Origin of the sequence: Bordetella genomosp. 11, assembly GCF_002261215.1 — a bacterium.
Taxonomy (GTDB): domain Bacteria; phylum Pseudomonadota; class Gammaproteobacteria; order Burkholderiales; family Burkholderiaceae_B; genus Bordetella_C.
On sequence record NZ_NEVS01000004.1, the window covers coordinates 193,906 to 213,644 of the forward strand.

Genomic DNA, 19,739 nt, shown 5'->3' on the forward strand with positions numbered 1-19,739 from the left:
CGGCGGCGCGTCGCGATGGAGACGTTGCATGAAGCCAGACCTCGCGGCGGTGGAAGAGGCCGCCAAAGATCTTTACGTCCGCGCGCTGAAGATCCTGCCGCCCGATATCAAGGCGGGGATAGACAGCCTGGCGGAAATGGAAAGCTCGCCGGTCGCGCGCGGGGTGCTGCAAACCATGCGCACCAACATCCGCGTGGCCGAGGATCAGGAAAACCTGCTTTGCCAGGACACCGGCATCCCCATCTATAACGTGGCGATCGGCCGCAACGTGCAGGTGGACGGACATGCGCTGAAGCAGGCCATCCGCAAGGGCTGCGAGCGCGCGACGCGCGAACATCCCCTGCGTTCGTCCGTCGTCCACCCGTTGACGCGGAAGAACAACCATACATCCTGCGGTTTCGATGTCCCGGTCATCCACATCGACTTCGACGACACGCCGGACCGCCTTTCCATCGAGATGATTCCCAAGGGCAGCGGGTCGGAGAACAATTCCTTCCTGAAGATGGCCGTGCCGGCCGAAGGCGTGGACGCGATCAAGGCCTTCGTCGTGGATTGCGTCATCGCCGCGGGCGGCAAGACCTGTCCCCCCACCATCGTCGGCGTCGGCGTGGGCGGAACCTCCGACCTGTGCGTGGCGCTTGCCAAGCGCGCCGCCACCCGGCCGCTGGGCACGCAGTGCCAGGATCCCGGCGGCGCCGAACTGGAGCGCGCGCTGTCGGCCGCCGTCAACCAGCTGGGCGTGGGGCCGCAGGGGCTGGGCGGCGACGGCACGGCCTTCGCCGTGCACATCGAGCTCGCGCACACCCACATCACGATGAACCCGGTCGCGGTGAACATGCAATGCCATTCGGCGCGGCGCGCCCGCGCGGTCTTCACGCCGCAAGGCATCGATTACGGATTCTGATCATGGCGCATCACGAACTCACCATGCCGGTCACCGAGGCGCAGGTCCGGCAGCTGCGCGTGAACGATACGGTCACGCTGCAACGGACGCTCTACGGCATCCGCGATGCCACGCAGATCCATATGTTCGACAAGGGACGCAAGACCCGGATGGACCTGAACGGCCACGCGGTCATCCACACCGCGCCCAATGTCCGCAAGGTGCCGGTCAGCGAGGCAAACCCCGCGGGCTACGAATCCGTCTGCATCGGGACCACGACATCGGACCGCATGGAGCGCTTCACGCGGCCGCTGATGGCCGAATACGGCGTGCGCCTGGTCATCGGCAAGGGCGGGCTGCGCCAGGGCTCGCAGGATGCCTTCCGCGAGCTGGGCGGCGCCTATCTGGCCATCATCGGCGGCACCGCCGCGCTGGAAACCACCTGGATCGAACAGATCGAGGACGTGGACCTGGACGACCTGAATCCCGAATCGCTGTGGCGGTTCCGGATCCGCGATTTCGGTCCGCTGCTGGTCGCCATGGATAGCCATGGCGGCAGCCTGTACGACGCCGTCCGGCATGACACCGAAGCCCGCCGCGCGGCGGTCCTGGCCAGCCTGGGGGTGGCCGCGTCATGAGCCTGCCCCTGCCGATCAAGCGGTTGAAGACCGACATCCTGATCCTGGGCGCGGGTGGCGCGGGATTGTTCGCCGCGCTGCATGCGCACCGGCGCGACCCCGGGCTCTCCATCACGGTGGCCGTGAAGGGGCTGCTGGGCAAGTGCGGCTGCACGCGCATGGTGCAGGGCGGCTACAACGTGGCGCTGGCGCCCGGCGATTCGGTGGAACGCCATTTCATGGACACCATCGAGGGCAGCAAGTGGCTGTCCAACCAGGACCTCGCGTGGACACTGGTCAGTACGGCCATCGAACGCATCCATGAACTGGAGAACGAGCTGGGTTGCTTCTTCGATCGCAACCCGGACGGCACGGTGCACCAGAAGGCGTTCGCCGGCCAGACCTTCGACCGCACGGTGCACAAGGGCGACCTGACCGGCATCGAGATCATCAACCGCCTTTCGGAGCAGGTGTGGCGGCGCGGCATCGGCCGGCTGGAAGAACATCGCGCGCTGGCCTTGATCCGCACGCCGGACGGGCAGGCGCTGGCGGGCGTACTGATGATCGATGTGCGAACCGGTGAGTTCGTCTTCGTGCAGGCGCGCGCGGTGCTGCTGGCCACGGGCGGCGGGCCGACGATGTACAAGTACCACACGCCTTCAGGCGACAAGAGCTGCGACGGGTTGGCGATGGCCCTGGCGGCCGGCCTGCCGCTGCGGGATATGGAAATGGTCCAGTTCCATCCCACGGGCTTGCTCGCCGGGACGGACACGCGGATGACCGGTACCGTGCTGGAAGAAGGGCTGCGCGGCGCGGGCGGGTATCTGCTGAACGGCAACCAGGAGCGCTTCATGCAGCGCTACGATCCGCGCGGCGAACGCGCCACGCGGGACATCGTATCGCGCGGCATCTACGCCGAAATGCGCGAAGGGCGGACGTCGCCCAATGGCGGGGTCTATCTCCAGATGCATCATCTGGGCGTCGACGCGGTACGCCGGCAATTCAAGGGCATGGTGGAGCGCTGCGCGGATTGCGGCTTCGATCTCGCGGGCGGCCTGGTGGAAGTGGTGCCGACCGCGCACTACATGATGGGCGGCGTCGTCTTCCAGCCGGATTGCCGGACGGCGCTGCAGGGGCTGTTCGCGGCGGGCGAGGACACCGGCGGCGTGCACGGCGCGAACCGGCTGGGCGGCAATGGCGTGGCCAATTCGACCGTCTTCGGCGGTATCGCCGGCGACAGCATGGCGCAGTGGGTGCGACAGGAAGGAGACTGGCGCGCGCCCGACGAGCAGGCGATTTCGGCGGCTGTCGATGGCGCGCTGGCGCCTTTCGCGCGTTCATCCGAAGGACTGCATTCCATCCGCGAAGCCTTGTATGACTGCATGTGGACGGATGTCGGTATCATGCGCGACCGCGCCGGCCTGTTGCGGGCGCGCGATACGCTGGCCGGATTGCGCGATCGCCTGTCGGTCGTCGGCGTGGCGGGTACGGATCGCGCCTTCAACCTGACCTGGCACGATTGGCTTAACCTGCGCAGCCTGGTCGAAGTCAGCCAGGTCATCACCGAAGCGGCCCTGGCGCGGGAGGATTCGCGCGGGGCGCACTTCCGGGAGGACTTCCCTCAGGCGGGCGACCTGGATGCCTCGGCCTATACCGTCGTGCGCCGGGACGGCGATGCGATCCGCATCGCCCGCGAGCCGGTGGCCTTTACCCGGGTCGCGCCCGGCCAGAGCCTGCTGAAGGATGCCGCCTGATGCGGGGCGGGGCAGCGACCGTTATCCGGCGAGCGCTTTCGCCAGCAGGCTGGCGCTGCCCACGATAAGAACCGTCCACAGCATACGAAAGATGTATGCCGCCGGCACGCGATGCCGCAGCCAGGATCCGGCGCGCACGCCCAACAGGCAACAGGGCACCATCCACACCGACAGCGCCAGCACGGCCGGCTGCAGCAGCAGCCCCGTCACCGCGAACATGACCAGGCGCGTCAGGCCCGTCAGCATGATGAGCGTGCTGACGGTGGCGCGCAGCGCGTTGCGGTCTTCCAGGCGGCCGGCCAGGTAGATGGTGTAGAGCGGCCCACCCGTCCCGAACATCGCGGTAAGGCCCCCGCCACTGAATCCCAGCGGAATCGCCCAGCGCGGGCCCAGCTGCCGGAAGGCATCGCCACCCCTCAGCCGCCAAAGGGAATACAGCAACACGCCCACCCCCAGCACGATAAGCAGGGGCCGCTCCGGCACGTACATCAGCAGGCCCAGCCCCGCCAGCATCCCCAGTAGCATCCAGGGGACGATGCGGCGCAGCTCCGACATCTGCACGTTGCTGCGGCTGGTCGCGCCCAACAGCAGGCCGGAAATCATGTCGCAGACCAGCATGATGGGCACGGCGCTGTGCAGCGGCATGACCTGCGTCAGCAGCGGCATGGCCACGATCGCCGAGCCGAAGCCGGTCATGCCGAAGATAACGTAGCCGCCCATCAGCGCCAGGCCGGCGACCAGCAGCGCACCGGTATCGATACCGGTCGCCGCCGAGCCCAAGTGTGACACCAGGAAATCCCACATCGTTGCGGATTCCTCGTGGCTCAGGCTTGCGCCGGGCGGGATATGTTGGGCGCCGGCAAGCCCTCGATCATGATGTTCAGGCAGGCGGGCAGCGCGGCGCGATGCGCGTCGTCGACAGCGGCGGCGACCTGGGCGGGATCCGTGACCTGCCTGCCGAAGCCGCCGAACGCCGCGGTGACCGCATCGTAGCGGGCGGGCAGCAGCTCGCAGCCGATCAGCCGGTCCTTGCCGTAGTCGCGCAGCTGGATCTGGTATTCCGCGTTCCAGCGCGCGTCGTTGCCCACCACGGCGATGAACGGCAGCCGGTAGCGCACGGCGGTATCGATCTCCGCCGTATGAAAGCCGAAGGTGCCGTCGCCCATGACGGCGACGACGGGGGCCTCCGGCCGGGCCAGGCGCGCGGCCAGCGCGAAGGGCAGGGCCGCGCCGATGGACCCGGCCACGCCGTTGATGACGCGGTTGGGCGCGCGCAGGCAGGCCTGGGCCCATTGGCCGATTTCGCCGCCATCGGCGATGAAGACGGAATCGGGATGGCTGTCCAGCAGCTTCTGCAACGGGGCCAGCGCCTGCACGGGATGCATGCGGCCCGGCACGGCGGAAGCAGCCGTTTGCCACGCGGGCGGGCGATAGGCGATGGCGTCGCGCACGTCGCGCGTCCATGCGTCGTGCCCGTTCGAGGCGGCCGCCGTGGCTTGCAGCAGGGCGCCCAGCGCGGAGGCGGTATCCGCCAGCGCGCATTCGGCCAGGCGCGGCCCCACCGCGCGGCGCGTGCGTTCGAATTCCGCCGCTTCGGCGTCGACCTGCAGGAAGGTGCAGGCCGCGGCGATGGCCGGCGCCTTGCCGAACTTCAGCGTGAAGTCCAGCCGCTTCCCCAGCAGCAGGATGCAGTCGGCCTGCGCCAGCATCTGCGCGAAGGCACCCAGGCTGGGGTCTCCGATACCGCGCGGGCTTTCCATGCCGACCACCGGGATGCCGCAGGCGGATTCCAGTTCGCGCGCGAGCGCCAGCGTGCGGCCCATCATGGCCGCCGGCCCCGTCAGGATCAGGGGCCGCTTCGCGGCCTGCAGGCGGCGGATCAGCGACGCCGCGGTGTCGGTATCCAGTGCCTGGGGAACCGGATCGAAGGATTGCGGCGCATCGGCTTGCGCCGCGCATGCCGCTTCCAGCGCATCGGTGGGCAGGCCCAGGCTGACGGGCCCGGGACGGCCCGAGCGGGCGATGCGCATGGCCTGGCCGACGTCGTGCGCCATGCTGTCGGCGCTGGCCACCGTGCCGGACCATTTGGTCAGCGGCGCGGCGACCTCGGCCTGGCGCATCTCCTGGAAGGCTCCCATGCCCAGCTGGTTGTTGGGCGCGTGGCCGGACAGCAGCAGGACGGGCGATTCCGCCATGCCCGCGGTGTACAGCGCCGAAACCGCGTTGGCATGCCCAGGGCCGCCGGTGACCATGGCCACGCCCACCTCGCCGGTCAGGCGCGCCCAGGCGTCGGCCATATGCACCGCGGCGCCTTCATGCCGCACATGGATAAGTTCGATGTGCGCGTCGATGCAGGCGTCGAACACCGGCATGATGTGATTGCCCGAAAGCGTGAAGATGCGTTTGACCCCGGCGCTGGCCAGGGTTTGCACGAGCGCGTCGGCGCCGTTGCGGGATCGGGTCATGATGGGGTCTTCCTCCTTTCTTCGGCGCGCGCGGCGCACGCCTTATTTGATCTGGATATCGAGCTTCTTGCCCAGGTCGCGGAACAACTGATATTGATCCTGCGCGAAACGGGCGGTGGCGGCCGGCGGCATGACGTTCGGAATGGAGCCGATATTGCGCACGCCGGCCAGCCAATCCTTATCCTTGGCCAGCTTCTGCAACACGTCGCCCCATTTCCGCACCAGCGGCGCCGGCATGCCCGGCGGCCCGTACAGCGCGCTCCAGCCGCTGATGCGCTCCAGCTGCGGATAGCCTGTCTCTTTGGCCGTCGGCACGTCCGGCAGCTCCGGCAGTCGCTGCGCGGTGGTGGTGACCAGGGCGCGCAGGCGGCCTGCCTTGACGTTGCCGATCAGGGCCGTGACGTTGTTGCAACTGAACTGTACCTCCTTCGACAGCACCGCGGCGGTGGCCTCGCCGCCGCCCTTGTAGACGATCTGCACCGCGGACCGCGGGGACAGGCCGGCGGCGTCCAGCAGTATCTGGGTCGCCAGGTTCAGCACGGTCGCCGGGCCGGAGGTGCTGTAGTTCAGCTTTCCGGGCTGCGCGCGGATGGCCTGCACCAGCTCGCCCAGCGTGCGGTAGGGCGCGTCGCCATTGACCACGCAGACCATGGGATTGAGGTCGAGCAGGCCCAGCGGGGTGAAGTCGTCCCAGCGGTACTTCAGGTCGGCCTGCAGCGCGGGCAGGATGGCCTGCGAGCCGACGCGCGCCAGCAGCAGGGTATAGCCGTCCGGCGCGGCATCGCGCACGAACATCGAGCCGATCGCGCCGTTGGCGCCGCCTTTGTTCAGGACCACCAGCGGCTGCGGCAGGTAGGCGTGCACGGCCTTGGCCAGGTTGCGCGCGGCCAGGTCGGCATCGCCGCCGGCGCTGAAAGGCACCACGACGGTAATGGGATGATCGGGGTAGCTGGCCTCGGCGGCCGCGGCGGGCGCGGATGCCGTCGAGGCCAGGATGGCGCTACAGGCCAGGGCCGCCGACCAGGCTCTCAGGCGGGGCTGGGCCGCCAGGGTGGCGCGGGCACGCGGCACCGTGACGGCACCGACGCGGGTCCACGCGGACGCGCACGCGGCGCGGGGGGCGATGCGTTTCATAGGGTCTCCTCCGGTGGCGTGTCACCCGCCGCGGGCGTCCTGCGCCACGCTATTGTGGATATTGTTGTCGTTCTCGTTGCGCGGGCCGGAGTCGCTTTGCAGCCTGGCAGGGCCCGCCCCATTGTTCTATGCGGCATCTATAAAGTAAAAGCTAATAATTCTTCGGTTGAGCGAAAGCGGAACTTGTCATGGCCAGGCGGTTACGTTCGCCCGTTCGCCTGGTTCGTATCGCCAGCCCCATCACCGCATGCAGCCCATAGTCAATCGCCGCTCTTCAGCCCTTTTTTTCCAACCAGGCGCTCATGTCCTCCATCCGCACGCTCAAGACCTTCCTCGCCGTGGCCCGCCACGGCACCTTCGCCGCGGCCGGCAAGGAAATCGGGCTGACGCCCGCTGCCGTGGGTTTGCAGATACGCGCGCTCGAAGAAAGCCTGAACTGCCAGCTTTTCGATCGCAGCGCCCGCGCGGCGGTGCTGAACCCAGCCGGCCGGGCCTTGGTGCCGGAAGTCTCCGATATCGTCCGCCGCTACGAGTCGCTGGGCGCGGAGGCGGGCGGGGACGGCATGTCGGGCACCATGGTCGTGGGCGCGCTGGTATCGGCGCTGATGGGCGCCTTTGCCGACGCGCTATGGACCGTGCGGCAGCGCTACCCGCGACTGGACGTGCGCCTGTTCGCCGGGCTGTCCAGCGATTTCGCGCTGCGGGTCGAGCGGGGCGAGCTCGATGCGGCCATCGTGACGCAGCCGCCGCACCCCTTGTCGTCCAACCTGCTCTGGACGCCGCTGTACACGGAGCCCATGATCCTGATCGTGCCCCGCGAGCCGCATTTCGCGCTGCCGGCCAGGATGGACCGCGTGCTGGAATCCTCGCCCTTCCTGCGCTTCGAACGCAATACCTGGACCGGCATCCTGGTGCAGGAGGTCCTGGACCGCGTGGACGCCCGCGTGCGCGACAGCATGGAATTGAACTCAGTCGAGGCCATTATCGAACTCGTGCGGCACGGCTTCGGCGTATCCATCGTGCCGCGCCTGGCCAACGTCGCCTGGTCGCAGGACCGCGCGCTGCGCGTGGTTCCCTTGCCCGGTGTGGACGTGCATCGCCGGGTGGGTTTGCTGGAGCGCGCGCGCCACAGCCGCACGGCCTTCACCGATGCCATCAAGGATTACTTCAGCCAGGTATCCCGGCAGGGTTCGAAGGGCGGGACGATGCCGCGCGTTTCCGCGCCGGCCCGCCGTGCCGCGCGGCGGGCCGGCTGATCGCTTTCGCAAGGGGCGGCTTGCCGGGCCGCCGCGGACCGGCGGACTTTCTGCTATAGTTGCGCGCTTTCCCGGGGCAGCCGGCGTCTTTTTCGTTAAAGGCGGGTGGCCCGGATGGACCCACGGCGTGGTTCCACACCGACGCCGCGGGGACTTGAAGGGCAAGAAAAGCGTGCTATAATCTTGCTTCTTTACTGAGGCGTTGCCAGGAATGTTCACCAAACCCGGCAAAACTTCAGCAGCAGTACCAAAGCGCCCGTAGCTCAGTTGGATAGAGTACTTGGCTACGAACCAAGGGGTCGTGGGTTCGAATCCTGCCGGGCGCGCCAGAATTTCTCTCGCTGGATCAGCGACTTAAAGCGGTTTGATGGGTGTATCCATCAAGCCGCTTTTTTATTGCCTGGCGTTGAAAGAATGCGACGCCGCTGCAACAAAAAACCGCCGCGGCGTTTTCGCCCTTACGTCTGGCCTGCAGTCTGTGCACGCGCTCGAGCGCGCTCGGCATCCTGCAATTCGCGCCATGCGATCTTCCCTGTGGCAAGCCGAGGCAGGTCGTCGACGAAATCGATCAGCCTCGGATACTTGTAGGCCGCCATTCTGGCTTTGCACCAGTCGATGATATGGCAGGGCTCAACGCGCCCCTTTGCGCCTTCACGCAGCACGATGACTGCCTTTACCGTCTCGCCACGATACGGGTCATGCGCGGCTATGACGCACGCCTCCTGCACGTCAGGATGCTCATGCAGCAACGCTTCGATCTCCGTCGGCCACACCTTGTATCCCGACGCATTGACCATGCGCTTCAGGCGGTCAACGATGAAAAAATATCCTTCGCTATCCACGTAGCCCAGGTCTCCGGTACGAAAGAACGATCTTCCGTCCAGATCGATGAAGGCATCGCGGGTGGCCTGTTCGTTTCGCCAGTAACCGCCAAACATCTTGTCGCTGCATATCACTATCTCGCCTATCGCGCTCCCTGCCAGTTCCTGCAGGGTTTCGGGATCGACGATACGAGCGTCGGTGTTGAACAGGGGAACGCCCAGGCACTGGCGCTTGAAATGAGCCGCCGGATTTCCCATGAAAGGCATGCCCTCCGACAGCCCGTAGCCTTCCAGAAAGTCCACGCCCAGCAGTGCTTTTATTCGTTCGCCGATTGCCTGCGGCATACCGGCGCCGCCGCCGCCCAGGCGGCGGAGCGAGCGCAGGTCGTAGCTGGAAAGCCGATCGCTGGCCAGGAAATCGATCATCACGGTGGGCATCGTATTCCAATGGGTGACCTTATGCCGGGCGATCAATTCGGCTGCGCTATCGCGATTCCAGCGCGGCAACAAGACCAACGTACCGCCGACGTATATCGGCGTGTTCATCATGTTCTGCATGCCCGTAATATGAAAAAACGGCAAGGCCGCCAACACAACGGTTTCCGACTGCATATGCATCCAGTGGGCAACGGTGTTGATACTGGCCATCATCGAGCGGTGCGTATGCATGCAGCCCTTTGGCCTGCCGGTGGTGCCCGAGCTGTAAAGGATCACGGCAAGCTGGTCCGGGCTCTGGTCCACGGGACGGGAAGGGGAGAAATCCTCCTCCAGCACGCCTTCGAAATCATGTAACTCAGGCGTGCGGTGGTCCGCTTCGGACGATATTGCCGGATCCCCTGGCAGGCTATCGACGACGACTATGCCGGCAAGGGCGGACGGGTTTTCCATTCCCAAGAGCTCGGGCACCATGCCGGCGCTGGTGAATGCGATGCGCGCACCTGTGTCTGCCTGGTAATGTCCAAGTTCGCCGCGCTTGTTCATCGGATTGACGGGCACGACCACAGCGCCGAGGCGCAGGATCGCATAGTAGGCAACGATGAATTCCCGGCAGTTTTGCATATAGAGCATGACGGGCTCCGAACTGCGGACGCCCAGGCGGTGCTCCAGGAATCCCGACATCCGCTCCACCGCCGCCAGCAGTTCGCGGTAGGTCAGGGTGCCACGCTCGTCGATCAAGACTGCCTTTTCCGGGAAGCGGGTTGCCGACACCAGGAGATTGAAGTGAAGGTTCGTCCCGGGCGTCGCAATCTGGTGTGGAAGATGCCCGGGCCAGTGGCTGACTTTCTGTGGTGTCATGGTCGACCTGTTCGTATGGCTTGATTGCGGTCAATCGAGGGTGATATGGAGATCGGAAATGGCTTTGGCCCAGGTCTCGCGATCACGGGCAACGCGTTTGCCGAAAGTCTCCTGATCGGTGCCGGTCGGTTCTTGTCCCGTCACGATCATGCGATCGGCAACATCCTTGCGGTGGACGGCGGTCAGGACTGCTTTGGATATTGTGTCGATCACGGCTTTGGGCGTTGCGGCAGGCGCGAAGATTCCACACCAGCCGCTGGCGTTCATTTCGGGATAACCCGCCTCGATGAAGGTCGGAACGTCGGGGAGCAATATGGCCCGCACGGGATTGGCGACGGCGAGTATGCGGATCTTATGGGCGTCGGCGTACTGCTTGTAGGTGCCCACTGCGCCCCAGGCGCTGGTCGTGCGGCCAGCCAACATGTCCTGCAGCGCCGGAATTTCGCCGCCATAAGGAACATGGATCAGCTGTATCCCGGCATGTTGGGAGAACTGCGCCGCCCAGATATGGGCAGATGATCCCTTACCGTACGAGCCGTAGCTCAATTGTTCAGGCTCCTTCTTCGCAAGCGCAACGAACGACTGCAGGTCAGTGACCGGAACCTGGATCCCCACCCCGAATGCGACGGGGGTATTGGCGACTTCCGCCACGGGTGCGAGATCGCTGAGCCGGTAAGAGGCATTTTTGTGCAGCAGATCCGCCTGCAATACGCCGGTATGGGTCATCAACAGGGTATAGCCGTCGGCTGGCGCCTGGGCGACTGTGGAGGCCGCGATCATGCCACTTGCGCCCGTTCGGTTTTCTACGATGACCGGCTGCTTCAGTTGGTTGGACAATTCGGCGCTGAGAATCCGCGCAATCGTATCGATACTGCCCCCTGCATTGGTGGGCACGATGATCCGGATGGGCTTTTCTGGAAAGCCGGACGGGGCGGCTGCGACGTTGGCCTGCACGCCGACGCAAGCGGAAATACAAAGAATCCTGCATACCGACAGGAAAACATGATTATTCATGATGACTCCAGCATGGCATAAGGGAAGGGAAGGGATAGAGCGCGGTAGCGGCCGCGCGTCGCCTCAGGGGCGATCTACCCCGTTTAGGAAGTGAGGCTGGCTGGAAAACCGCGCCAGGTGGTGGTCGGTGTCGCCCAACATTGCTTCGATAACGGTCAGCCGCTTCACGTAGTGGGAGACCGCCAGCTCGTCCGAGAGCCCCATTCCGCCGTGCAACTGCACCGCCTGCTGCGAGATGAACTTCATGGCCTGCCCCGCGCGCACTTTGGCTGCCGAGGCCAACCGCTCGCGGTCGCCTGCATCCAACGGCGTGGACATTTCCGCTGCTGCCAGTGTTGCGACCGCGCGCGCCTGTGCCAGATGAATCGCCATGTCGACCATACGATGCTGCAACGCCTGGAAGCTGCCGATTGGCACGCCGAATTGCTGGCGGGTTTTGAGATATTCCAATGTCGCCGCGTTCAGCGCTTCCATGGCGCCGATGGCCTCGCCACACGCCAATACGATGCCATAATCGGTCACTGCTTCCAGCATTCCCCAACCGTTGCCTTGCGCAGACAGCATGGCCGAGGAAGGCACACGGACATTTCTCAGCTCGATGTCCGCGGCGCGCAGCCCATCGATCGTCCGGTAGCCGCGCGCGGTCAGGCCGGCGGCGTTTGCGGGAACGAGGAAGAGGGAGATGCCATCGGGCTCCCGCTGGCCTCCGGATGTGCGTGCCGATACGATCACATAACCGGCCTGCGCACCGTGCAGGGCAATCGCTTTGGCGCCGTCAAGGACGTAGCCGCCATCGTGCAGCCTGGCTGATGTGGCCACATCGAAAAGTTCGTGACGGGACTGTCGTTCTCCAAGCGCGCACGCCAGCGTCAGCTTACCCGCGCCAACTTCCTCCAGGAGTGCAGTGTGACCACCCGATAATCGGAGGAACTCCGCTGCCATCGCCGTTGAAAGTACAGGTTCCACGACGAGGCCCCTGCCCAATTCCTCCATGACGATGAACATGTCCATTACGGTTCCACCCAATCCGCCAACGGATTCTGGAAGCGGCAGGGCAAGAACGCCAAGCTCGGAGAGTGCGTGCCATGCCCGCTCCGACACGCCGGAGTCGCTGCGGATGATAGAGCGGCGTGCTTCAAAGCCGTAGTCTTTCTCGACCCATCGGCGCACTGCGTTGGCGAACTGCTGTTGATCCTGCGTATAGTTGAAATCCATGTTGCCGTTCCTTAGAGACCCAACACCAGTTTGGCGATGACGTTCTTCTGGATTTCGTTGGACCCACCGTAGATCGCGATCTTTCTGGAGTTGAAATACAGAGAGGCGAGTGGCGCCGCGTCGTCGTTCTCGGTCACGGAATGATCTCGCTCGCCGGCAATGAAGGCGGGGTCGAATGGCGATCCATAGGGTCCGACGGACTCGAGCATGAGTTCCGCGATGGCTAACTGGATCTCGCTGCCTTTTACCTTCAGCATCGAAGCCTCCGGCGTCGGGGATTTCTGCTGTTCCCCCAGAGAGATGGTCTTCAGCACCAGCATCTCCAGCCCCATCAGGTCGATTTCCAGCGAGGCGACCTTGGCCGCAAAGAGGGGATCCTTGAGCAAGGATTCCCCATTCTTCCTCTGCTTGTATGCCAGCCGCTTGAGCGATCGGAGCTCGCGTTTCGAGCGGCCGACGGCCGCGATATTGGTGCGCTCGTGGCCTAGCAAATATTTGGCGTAGGTCCACCCCTTGTTCTCTTCGCCGATCAGGTTCTGCGCCGGTACCTTCACGTTGTCGAAGAACACTTCGTTGACCTCGTGTTCCTCATCCAGCATGACGATGGGCCTAACGGTAATGCCAGGCGAATTCATATCCATCAGGATGAAGGAGATTCCTTCCTGCTTGCGCGCAGTGGGATCGGTACGCACCAGGCAGAAAATCATGTTGGCGTACTGCGCCCATGTGGTCCAGGTTTTCTGGCCGTTAACGATGTAGTGATCGCCCGCGCGTTCGGCACGTGTCTTTATCGCCGCAAGGTCGGAGCCGGCGCCAGGCTCGGAGTAGCCCTGGCACCACCAATCGTCGCAGTTAAGAATGCGTGGCAGATAATGGCGTTTCTGGGCATCGGTCCCGAAGGCCATGATGACGGGAGCCACCATGTTCACCCCGAAGGGCATGATGATCGGGGCTCCGGCGGCGGCGCAAGCTTCGTCCCAGATGTGACGCTGCACCGTGTTCCAGCCGGTGCCGCCATATTCCACGGGCCAGCTCGCCCCGGCCCAACCCTGGGCTGCTACGATCTTGTGCCAACGAACGAAGTCTTCCCGGTCCAGGCGCTTGTGATTCAGTACCTTGGTCCTTAAGTCGTTCGGAAGGTTTTCCCGTAGCCATTCGACGACGGTGTTGCGAAACTCCAGGTCCTGCGGACTGTAGCTCAGATCCACGGTATCTCCAGGTGTGCCGATTGCAGGCAGAAAAAGGGGCGCCGCGAATCGCGGTCAGATCGGGGGCCAGTTGAAAAAGTCGGCCGTTTCCTCGAGCGGTGTGAGCGCACCCCGCATGGCGGGCATGGCAATCTCTCCGATACTCTCCGGCGTCCAACCTTCGGATTGGTGGACCGACTTCACCGGGCGCGGCTGGCTCATCAGCATGATCTCGTTGCCACGCACGGCGAACACCTGGCCATTGATGTCGCTTGCCAGCTCGCTGCCCAGGAAGACAGCGAGGGGCGCGACCTTCGCGGGCGTCATCAACTGCTGCTTACGCTCCGCCGCGCGCTTCTGTTCCTCGGTCGTCACCGGTATGGATGCGACCATGCGCCCCCAGGCAAAGGGGGCGATGCAATTGGACCGCACGCCCGCGCGCTGCATGTCGATGGCAATGGTTCTTGAAAGGCCGACGATGCCCATCTTCGCGGCCGCGTAGTTCGCCTGGGCGCGGTTTCCGACCAGACCGGAGGTCGAGGTCATGTGGACATACGCGCCGCTACCTTGCTCCTTGAAAAACGGTGCCGCCGCGCTGCTGGTGTAGAAGGAACCATAGAGATGGACCTTGAGCACCGAGTCCCATTCTTCATCGCTCATCTTGTGGAAGAAGCGGTCCCGCAGGATTCCGGCGTTATTGATGATGCAATCTACCCGGCCGAAGGTATCGATCGCCTGTTGAACCAGATTCTGTGCTCCCTTGCGTGTCGCGATGGAGTCCGTATTGGCCGAGGCTTCGCTCCCGGCTGCCCGGATCTCTGCCACGACCGCGGCTGCGGGACCTGTATCGCTGCCTTCGCCGTTCAGGGACGCGCCAATGTCGTTGACGACTACCCGCGCGCCGGCCTGCGCAAGCTGTAGCGCGATGTCGCGGCCGATGCCACCTCCCGCGCCCGTGACGATCGCGACCTTGTCTGACATGGATAGCTTCATGATTCGTTCCTCGATAGTTGCAAGCGCCCTTGGGCATGACTGATGACGATGGCGTCGCGGGCGGCGACGTAGCCTTCAAGCGCGATGTGGGTTCCCTCGTTCCACATCCGGAACTCGATGACGTCGGAGGGATAGACCGGAGCGGAGAACCGGGCATCGAAACCGCGGAGCCGCGTGGCGTCTCCGTCGGCGAACGCGCGGATGATCGCGATGGCCGCAAAGCCATAAGTCGCCAGGCCGTGGAGGATGGGACGCGGAAAGCCCGCTCGCTGGGCGGCCGAGTGATCGATGTGCAATCGGTTGCGGTCCCCGCAAAGGCGATATAGAAGTGCGGCATCGCTTCGGACGGCATACTCGGCACGCAGGTCGGGTTGGCGCGTTGGCGCCGCGGTCAAGGGCGCCGGCGTATCGGCGTCCAGTATGACGTCCTCTGCGCCGTTCGCCGAAAAGCCGCCATCGCCGCGGCAATAGAACAACTGCCAGGCGCGGCCGTAGAGGTCGCCGTCTTCCGACTGCAGTGTCTTGCGGACCGTGACTAATGCGCCTTTCGACGGCCCCTTGTCGACCACACGGCAGATCCGCGATGTACCCAGTATGCGGCCCTCTGCCGGCAAAGGCCGGTCCAGGTCGACGCGCTGCTCCCCCTGGACCAGCCGGGTGGCGTCCATGCCCAAGGTACGCTCGTCGCGTGCCCAGAATCCGGGAGACGCAATCACCGCGGCCATCGTGGGGACCGGCACTTGGTCGGTTTCGTCGACCATCCGCAATTGACGAGGATCGAGGGGATCCGAGATCGCACCGACCGCCAGCGCATAGAGGGCGGAGTCGCGCAGGGTGTAATCGTGGAGCGTCGTTTTGCTCCATGCTTTCACGGCGTCGAGATTCATGCGCTTGGCTCCGCCTCGTCCAGGACAAACACGGGGACTCTGACCGCGCCAGCGCGGGCGAACGCGACACGCACGACAGCGCCTATGTGTAGCCGCTCGAGCGACGCATCCACGATGTTGCTCAGCATCCGGACGCCTTCATCCAGTTCGATGAAAGCGAGTGCCTGGCCGCCCGGATCGCCACTGTTTTCGGTGTACGAATAGATGATGCCTCGGCCGCTGGCCGGAACCCAGTCCACCTCGGCGGAAAAGCAATGAGGGCAAAAGCGGCGGGGATAGTAGTGCGCCTGTTCGCAGGCGCGGCAATGACCGTAGAGCAATCTGCCTTGGGCGGCGGCCGCGAAAAATGCCTCGTTTTCGGGGTTTGTTGCCGGCGCTTGCCACTCGCGGTTGTCTATGAACATTCAATCAGCTCCTTCCTAGTATTAGCGTCGCACTTCCATGGCGAGCGCCGAGGTTTCCGCCTGTTCCCTGCGCCAGGGCGAGTTCGCAGCCGGGTACCTGTACCTCGGGATGCGCTTCGCCTCGGAGTTGGCGTACCGCTTCGATCACTTTGGTAATGCCCCCGCGGTTGGCCGGGTGGTTGTTGCATAAGCCGCCGCCGTCGGTGTTGAAGGGCAGTCTTCCGACACCGGAAACGAGATTGCCGTCCTGAACGAAACGGCCGCCTTCCCCTTTGGCGCAGAAACCCAGGTCCTCCAACTGAAGCAGCACGGTGATGGTGAAGCTGTCGTAAATGGACGCGTACTGGATGTCGGCCGGCGTCACGCCCGCCTCTGTAAAAGCCTGGGGCCCCGATTGCGCGGCGCCAGTCACCAATAGATCGCTGCCATTGCCATAGACGCCGCGCGCAGCCTCGCCAGCGCCCAACACGTCGATGACCGGCCGGGCGAGGCTGCGCGCGATTTCGGGCCGGGTGACGACCAATGCGCCGCCGCCGTCGCTGACGACGCAGCAGTCCAGGCGATGAAGCGGATCCGCGACCAGTGGGGAATTGACAACGTCTTCCACCGTAACGGGCTTCCGCAGCATGGCGTGAGGGTTGTGCTGGGCGTGGATGGATGCCGCGACTTTGATCCAGGCCAATTGCTCCGCGGTGGTTCCGTACTCGAACATGTGGCGCCGCGCCACCATGGCGTAGCCCGCCAGCGTATTCATCCCGAAGGGTTGTTCGAATGCGGTGTCAGGCGATGTCGCTCCGTACGCCCGAGGCCGGGCGGTCGAGGGATCCGATCGCGGCCTGCCGGCCAACGTAATCAATGCCACATTGCACTTGCCCGCCGCGATTGCCTGCGCGGCGTGGGCGACGTGGATGAGATAAGAGGACCCTCCGGTCTCTGTCGTGTCCATGTGTCTTACCCGCAGGCCCAGGTAATCCACCATGGACAGGGCGCCCAACCCCGGGGCGTCGCCAGCGCAGAAATAGGCATCAACGTCCTGGATACTCAAACCCGCATCCGCGAGGGCGCCTCGCGCGCATTCCGCGTGCAATTGAGCAACCGAATGCTGCTCTGCCTTGCGCAACGGGTGTTCGAAAACGCCCGCAATGCAGGCCCTTTTCTTGATCGTCATAAAACCCTTCCTGCGTGGTGTTGGTTCTGCCTAGAAGAACGCTGTTCTGTATTCTGAGCTGAATTCTGATCGAAATTCAGATCGCGTACAATAGGGTTAACATGGGGATGGACGCTCAACCCGCACTTCGGCGGTGGTTCTTCTTGCCCCCGCATCACATACAAGGACGGCTTTGCGCCGCTTGAACGACATGAGTACTGCAGACTCCATGGACCGGGAGGTTCTGGCTGACAACATCGCCGCGTCCGTCTATGCGGCAGTGCGGGCAAAGGCGGTAACCCACGCGTTTCTGCCGGGGGAACGATTGAACGAGGGTGAATTGGCCCGCGAATTGAACGTCTCCCGCACGCCTTTGCGCGCGGCACTACATCGCCTGACGACAGAAGGGTTCTTGCGCTCGGTCGCGGGCAAAGGGTTCTTTTTCAGGGATCTGGATCCCAAGGAGCTCTTCAGCCTTTACGAGCTGCGTGCCGCGCTGGAAGTGGCCGCGGCACAGTTGGCCATCGAGCGGGCCAGCGACGAGCAGATCCAGGCGCTTGCGGCCATGGTCCGTGAGGACGGCGCTGCGGAAGGTTGCACCCAGATGGATCTGATCGCGCAGGACGAGGCGTTCCATGTGCGCCTCGTCTCCCTGGCCGGGAATCTGGAGATGTCGCGCGTCCTTGAAAACATCAATGCGCGCATACAGTTCGTGCGGTGGATAGATCTCGGCGCCCCAACGCGCCGGGCGACGCACCATGACCACAATCGGATTGTCGATGCGCTTGCAAGCCGCGACAGCGACGCGTGCTCCGAGCTTCTGAAGAAGCATATCGGACGGCGCCAGGACGAGATCGTCGCGGTGGCGCATGCTCGCCTGGCCCAGTTGTTTACGGAAAGAGCGACTCGCTCACGCGTGTGACCGCACGAATTCCGGTTGGTAAGAGATCCTGAGCCTTCGATCTTATTGGGGATGTGATGAAGATACTTGTACCTGTAAAGCGCGTCGTCGACTACAACGTAAAAGTGCGCGTGAAATCGGATCAAACCGGTGTGGACATCGACAACGTGAAGATGTCGATGAACCCGTTCGACGAAATCGCGGTGGAAGAAGCGACGCGCCTGAAGGAGAAGGGCGCGGCCACGGAAGTCATCGCCGTGTCGGCTGGCGTGCAGCAAAGCCAGGAAACCTTGCGCACCGCCATGGCCATCGGCGCCGATCGCGGGATCCTCATCCAGACCGACGCCGTGCTGCAGCCACTGGCCGTGGCCAAGCTGCTCAAAGCCGTGGTCGACAAGGAGCAGCCGCAGATGGTGATCCTGGGCAAGCAGGCCATCGATGACGATGCGAACCAGACGGGTCAGATGCTGGCCGCGCTGCTGGACTGGCCGCAGGCCACCTACGCCAGCAAGGTCGAAGTCGAAGACGGCCGGGTCAGGGTTACGCGCGAAGTCGACGGCGGCCTGGAAACGCTGGTGCTGAAGCTGCCGGCCATCGTTACCACCGACCTGCGCCTGAACGAGCCGCGCTATGTCACGTTGCCCAACATCATGAAGGCCAAGAAGAAGCAGCTGGATACGGTCACGCCGCAAGACCTGGGTGTCGACCCCTCGCCACGTCTGAAGACCCTGAAGGTTTCGGCGCCGCCCGTGCGTAAGGCCGGTATCAAGGTGCCCGACGCGGCCACGCTGGTGGACAAGCTGAAGAACGAAGCGAAGGTGGTCTGAAGATGACGATTCTGGTTATTGCCGAACACGATAACGCCCAGCTCCGGGGCGCCACCCTGAACGCCATCGCAGCCGCTGCCAGGATTGGTGGCGACGTGCACGTGCTGGTGGCTGGCAGCAATGTCCGTGCCGTGGCCGAGCAGGCCGCGCAGGCCTCCGGCGTGTCCAAGGTGCTGTTGGCCGACGCGCCACAACTGGCCGAAGGCCTGGCCGAGAACCTGGCGGCCCAGGTGCTGGCCATCGCCAGGGACTACGGCCACATCCTGTTCCCCGCCACCGCGTCGGGCAAGAACGTGGCTCCACGCGTGGCCGCCAAGCTGGACGTGGCGCAGATCTCCGATATCATCGCGGTGGAATCGGCCGACACCTTCCAGCGTCCCATTTATGCCGGCAACGCCATCGCTACGGTGCAGTCGTCCGACGCGGTGAAGGTAATCACTGTGCGTACCACGGGCTTTGACGCCGTGGCCGCGCAAGGCGGCTCGGCGGCGGTGGAAAGCCTGGCGGCCGTGGCCGACAGCGGCCTGTCGTCTTTCGTGGGCCGTGAAGTGGCCAAGAGCGATCGCCCGGAACTTGCCGGCGCGCGTGCGGTGGTGTCGGGCGGCCGCGGTCTGGGTAGCGCCGACAACTTCCACATCCTTGAGCCCCTGGCTGACAAGCTGGGCGCGGCGCTCGGCGCATCGCGCGCCGCCGTCGACGCCGGCTATGCGCCCAATGACTGGCAGGTGGGGCAGACCGGCAAGATCGTCGCGCCGCAGTTGTACGTGGCGATCGGGATATCGGGCGCCATCCAGCATCTGGCCGGCATGAAGGACTCCAAGGTCATCGTCGCCATCAATAAGGACGCCGAAGCGCCGATCTTCGGCGTGGCGGATTACGGATTGGTAGGCGACCTGTTCGAAATCGTGCCGGTATTGGCGGCGGCGCTGGACCACTGA

At 64.5% G+C, this 19,739-nt stretch carries 18 protein-coding genes and 1 tRNA gene; 8 read left to right on the forward strand and 11 right to left on the reverse strand.

From position 1 onward, the window contains the following. Positions 1–28: 28 nt before the first annotated feature. The 3 genes from CAL28_RS08510 to CAL28_RS08520 are packed head-to-tail and all read left to right on the forward strand — an operon-like array spanning position 29 to position 3,254. Positions 29–904 (forward strand): fumarate hydratase, encoded by an 876-nt coding sequence (locus CAL28_RS08510; RefSeq protein ID WP_094840993.1) that lies wholly within the window; start codon positions 29–31, stop codon positions 902–904. 2 nt (positions 905–906) lie between these two features. Next, a complete protein-coding gene (locus tag CAL28_RS08515) occupies positions 907–1,521 on the forward strand; it encodes a fumarate hydratase C-terminal domain-containing protein (protein WP_094840994.1) in 615 nt (204 codons plus the stop codon). Then, positions 1,518–3,254 (forward strand): L-aspartate oxidase, encoded by a 1,737-nt coding sequence (locus CAL28_RS08520; RefSeq protein ID WP_094840995.1) that lies wholly within the window; start codon positions 1,518–1,520, stop codon positions 3,252–3,254. The genes CAL28_RS08515 and CAL28_RS08520 overlap by 4 nt, the downstream gene beginning before the upstream one ends. A gap of 21 nt (positions 3,255–3,275) precedes the next feature. Here CAL28_RS08520 and CAL28_RS08525 read toward each other — a convergent pair whose 3' ends face one another. The 3 genes from CAL28_RS08525 to CAL28_RS08535 are packed head-to-tail and all read right to left on the reverse strand — an operon-like array spanning position 3,276 to position 6,853. Next, positions 3,276–4,058 (reverse strand): sulfite exporter TauE/SafE family protein, encoded by a 783-nt coding sequence (locus tag CAL28_RS08525; RefSeq protein ID WP_094840996.1) that lies wholly within the window; start codon positions 4,056–4,058, stop codon positions 3,276–3,278. A 20-nt stretch (positions 4,059–4,078) separates the two neighbouring features. Continuing rightward, positions 4,079–5,719: a thiamine pyrophosphate-binding protein gene (locus CAL28_RS08530; RefSeq protein WP_094840997.1), complete on the reverse strand. Its 1,641-nt coding sequence runs from the start codon at positions 5,717–5,719 to the stop codon at positions 4,079–4,081. Between the two features lie 42 nt (positions 5,720–5,761). Beyond that, positions 5,762–6,853: a tripartite tricarboxylate transporter substrate binding protein gene (locus CAL28_RS08535; RefSeq protein WP_094840998.1), complete on the reverse strand. Its 1,092-nt coding sequence runs from the start codon at positions 6,851–6,853 to the stop codon at positions 5,762–5,764. A gap of 302 nt (positions 6,854–7,155) precedes the next feature. Between CAL28_RS08535 and CAL28_RS08540 the strand changes: the two genes are divergently transcribed. Beyond that, positions 7,156–8,109, forward strand: coding sequence for a LysR substrate-binding domain-containing protein (locus CAL28_RS08540; RefSeq protein WP_094840999.1), 954 nt, complete (start codon positions 7,156–7,158; stop codon positions 8,107–8,109). A 252-nt stretch (positions 8,110–8,361) separates the two neighbouring features. Next, positions 8,362–8,438 (forward strand) — tRNA-Arg (locus CAL28_RS08545). Positions 8,439–8,567: 129 nt separating this feature from the next. On the opposite strand, the gene CAL28_RS08550 is transcribed toward CAL28_RS08545, so the two are convergent. From CAL28_RS08550 to CAL28_RS08585, 8 genes are all read right to left on the reverse strand, one after another. Beyond that, complete coding sequence (locus tag CAL28_RS08550; protein ID WP_094841000.1) at positions 8,568–10,226, reverse strand: long-chain-fatty-acid--CoA ligase; 1,659 nt, start codon at positions 10,224–10,226, stop codon at positions 8,568–8,570. 30 nt (positions 10,227–10,256) lie between these two features. Beyond that, positions 10,257–11,240 (reverse strand): Bug family tripartite tricarboxylate transporter substrate binding protein, encoded by a 984-nt coding sequence (locus CAL28_RS08555; RefSeq protein ID WP_094841001.1) that lies wholly within the window; start codon positions 11,238–11,240, stop codon positions 10,257–10,259. Between the two features lie 63 nt (positions 11,241–11,303). Beyond that, positions 11,304–12,455 (reverse strand): acyl-CoA dehydrogenase family protein, encoded by a 1,152-nt coding sequence (locus tag CAL28_RS08560; protein ID WP_094841002.1) that lies wholly within the window; start codon positions 12,453–12,455, stop codon positions 11,304–11,306. 11 nt (positions 12,456–12,466) lie between these two features. Then, a complete protein-coding gene (locus tag CAL28_RS08565) occupies positions 12,467–13,663 on the reverse strand; it encodes an acyl-CoA dehydrogenase family protein (RefSeq protein ID WP_094841003.1) in 1,197 nt (398 codons plus the stop codon). A gap of 54 nt (positions 13,664–13,717) precedes the next feature. Further along, a complete protein-coding gene (locus tag CAL28_RS08570) occupies positions 13,718–14,635 on the reverse strand; it encodes an SDR family NAD(P)-dependent oxidoreductase (RefSeq protein ID WP_094841004.1) in 918 nt (305 codons plus the stop codon). Next, complete coding sequence (locus tag CAL28_RS08575) at positions 14,632–15,522, reverse strand: MaoC/PaaZ C-terminal domain-containing protein (protein WP_094841005.1); 891 nt, start codon at positions 15,520–15,522, stop codon at positions 14,632–14,634. The genes CAL28_RS08570 and CAL28_RS08575 overlap by 4 nt, the downstream gene beginning before the upstream one ends. After that, positions 15,519–15,926 carry a Zn-ribbon domain-containing OB-fold protein gene (locus CAL28_RS08580; RefSeq protein WP_094841006.1) on the reverse strand — a complete coding sequence of 136 codons (408 nt, stop codon included), beginning with the start codon at positions 15,924–15,926 and terminating at the stop codon, positions 15,519–15,521. Before CAL28_RS08580 ends, CAL28_RS08575 begins: the two co-directional genes overlap by 4 nt. Before the next feature lie 4 nt (positions 15,927–15,930). Continuing rightward, on the reverse strand, positions 15,931–17,094 hold the full coding sequence (locus tag CAL28_RS08585; RefSeq protein WP_094841007.1) for a thiolase domain-containing protein: 1,164 nt from the start codon (positions 17,092–17,094) through the stop codon (positions 15,931–15,933). 208 nt (positions 17,095–17,302) lie between these two features. On the opposite strand from CAL28_RS08585, the gene CAL28_RS08590 reads away from it, so the two are divergent. From CAL28_RS08590 to CAL28_RS08600, 3 genes are read left to right on the forward strand one after another with little or no spacing between them, the layout of a single operon-like run. Beyond that, complete coding sequence (locus tag CAL28_RS08590; protein ID WP_254926054.1) at positions 17,303–17,995, forward strand: GntR family transcriptional regulator; 693 nt, start codon at positions 17,303–17,305, stop codon at positions 17,993–17,995. A 56-nt stretch (positions 17,996–18,051) separates the two neighbouring features. Further along, positions 18,052–18,801 carry an electron transfer flavoprotein subunit beta/FixA family protein gene (locus CAL28_RS08595; protein ID WP_094841009.1) on the forward strand — a complete coding sequence of 250 codons (750 nt, stop codon included), beginning with the start codon at positions 18,052–18,054 and terminating at the stop codon, positions 18,799–18,801. Positions 18,802–18,803: 2 nt separating this feature from the next. Continuing rightward, on the forward strand, positions 18,804–19,739 hold the full coding sequence (locus tag CAL28_RS08600; protein WP_094841010.1) for an electron transfer flavoprotein subunit alpha/FixB family protein: 936 nt from the start codon (positions 18,804–18,806) through the stop codon (positions 19,737–19,739).

What these genes read in the sequence shown, in the direction of transcription:
- CAL28_RS08510 (WP_094840993.1), top strand. Translation starts at nt 29, where the DNA reads ATGAAGCCAGACCTCGCGGCGGTGGAAGAGGCCGCCAAAGATCTTTAC.
- CAL28_RS08515 (WP_094840994.1), top strand. Translation starts at nt 907, where the DNA reads ATGGCGCATCACGAACTCACCATGCCGGTCACCGAGGCGCAGGTCCGG.
- CAL28_RS08520 (WP_094840995.1), top strand. Translation starts at nt 1,518, where the DNA reads ATGAGCCTGCCCCTGCCGATCAAGCGGTTGAAGACCGACATCCTGATC.
- CAL28_RS08525 (WP_094840996.1), bottom strand. Translation starts at nt 4,058, where the DNA reads ATGTGGGATTTCCTGGTGTCACACTTGGGCTCGGCGGCGACCGGTATC.
- CAL28_RS08530 (WP_094840997.1), bottom strand. Translation starts at nt 5,719, where the DNA reads ATGACCCGATCCCGCAACGGCGCCGACGCGCTCGTGCAAACCCTGGCC.
- CAL28_RS08535 (WP_094840998.1), bottom strand. Translation starts at nt 6,853, where the DNA reads ATGAAACGCATCGCCCCCCGCGCCGCGTGCGCGTCCGCGTGGACCCGC.
- CAL28_RS08540 (WP_094840999.1), top strand. Translation starts at nt 7,156, where the DNA reads ATGTCCTCCATCCGCACGCTCAAGACCTTCCTCGCCGTGGCCCGCCAC.
- CAL28_RS08550 (WP_094841000.1), bottom strand. Translation starts at nt 10,226, where the DNA reads ATGACACCACAGAAAGTCAGCCACTGGCCCGGGCATCTTCCACACCAG.
- CAL28_RS08555 (WP_094841001.1), bottom strand. Translation starts at nt 11,240, where the DNA reads ATGAATAATCATGTTTTCCTGTCGGTATGCAGGATTCTTTGTATTTCC.
- CAL28_RS08560 (WP_094841002.1), bottom strand. Translation starts at nt 12,455, where the DNA reads ATGGATTTCAACTATACGCAGGATCAACAGCAGTTCGCCAACGCAGTG.
- CAL28_RS08570 (WP_094841004.1), bottom strand. Translation starts at nt 14,635, where the DNA reads ATGAAGCTATCCATGTCAGACAAGGTCGCGATCGTCACGGGCGCGGGA.
- CAL28_RS08575 (WP_094841005.1), bottom strand. Translation starts at nt 15,522, where the DNA reads ATGAATCTCGACGCCGTGAAAGCATGGAGCAAAACGACGCTCCACGAT.
- CAL28_RS08580 (WP_094841006.1), bottom strand. Translation starts at nt 15,926, where the DNA reads ATGTTCATAGACAACCGCGAGTGGCAAGCGCCGGCAACAAACCCCGAA.
- CAL28_RS08585 (WP_094841007.1), bottom strand. Translation starts at nt 17,094, where the DNA reads ATGACGATCAAGAAAAGGGCCTGCATTGCGGGCGTTTTCGAACACCCG.
- CAL28_RS08590 (WP_254926054.1), top strand. Translation starts at nt 17,303, where the DNA reads ATGGACCGGGAGGTTCTGGCTGACAACATCGCCGCGTCCGTCTATGCG.
- CAL28_RS08595 (WP_094841009.1), top strand. Translation starts at nt 18,052, where the DNA reads ATGAAGATACTTGTACCTGTAAAGCGCGTCGTCGACTACAACGTAAAA.
- CAL28_RS08600 (WP_094841010.1), top strand. Translation starts at nt 18,804, where the DNA reads ATGACGATTCTGGTTATTGCCGAACACGATAACGCCCAGCTCCGGGGC.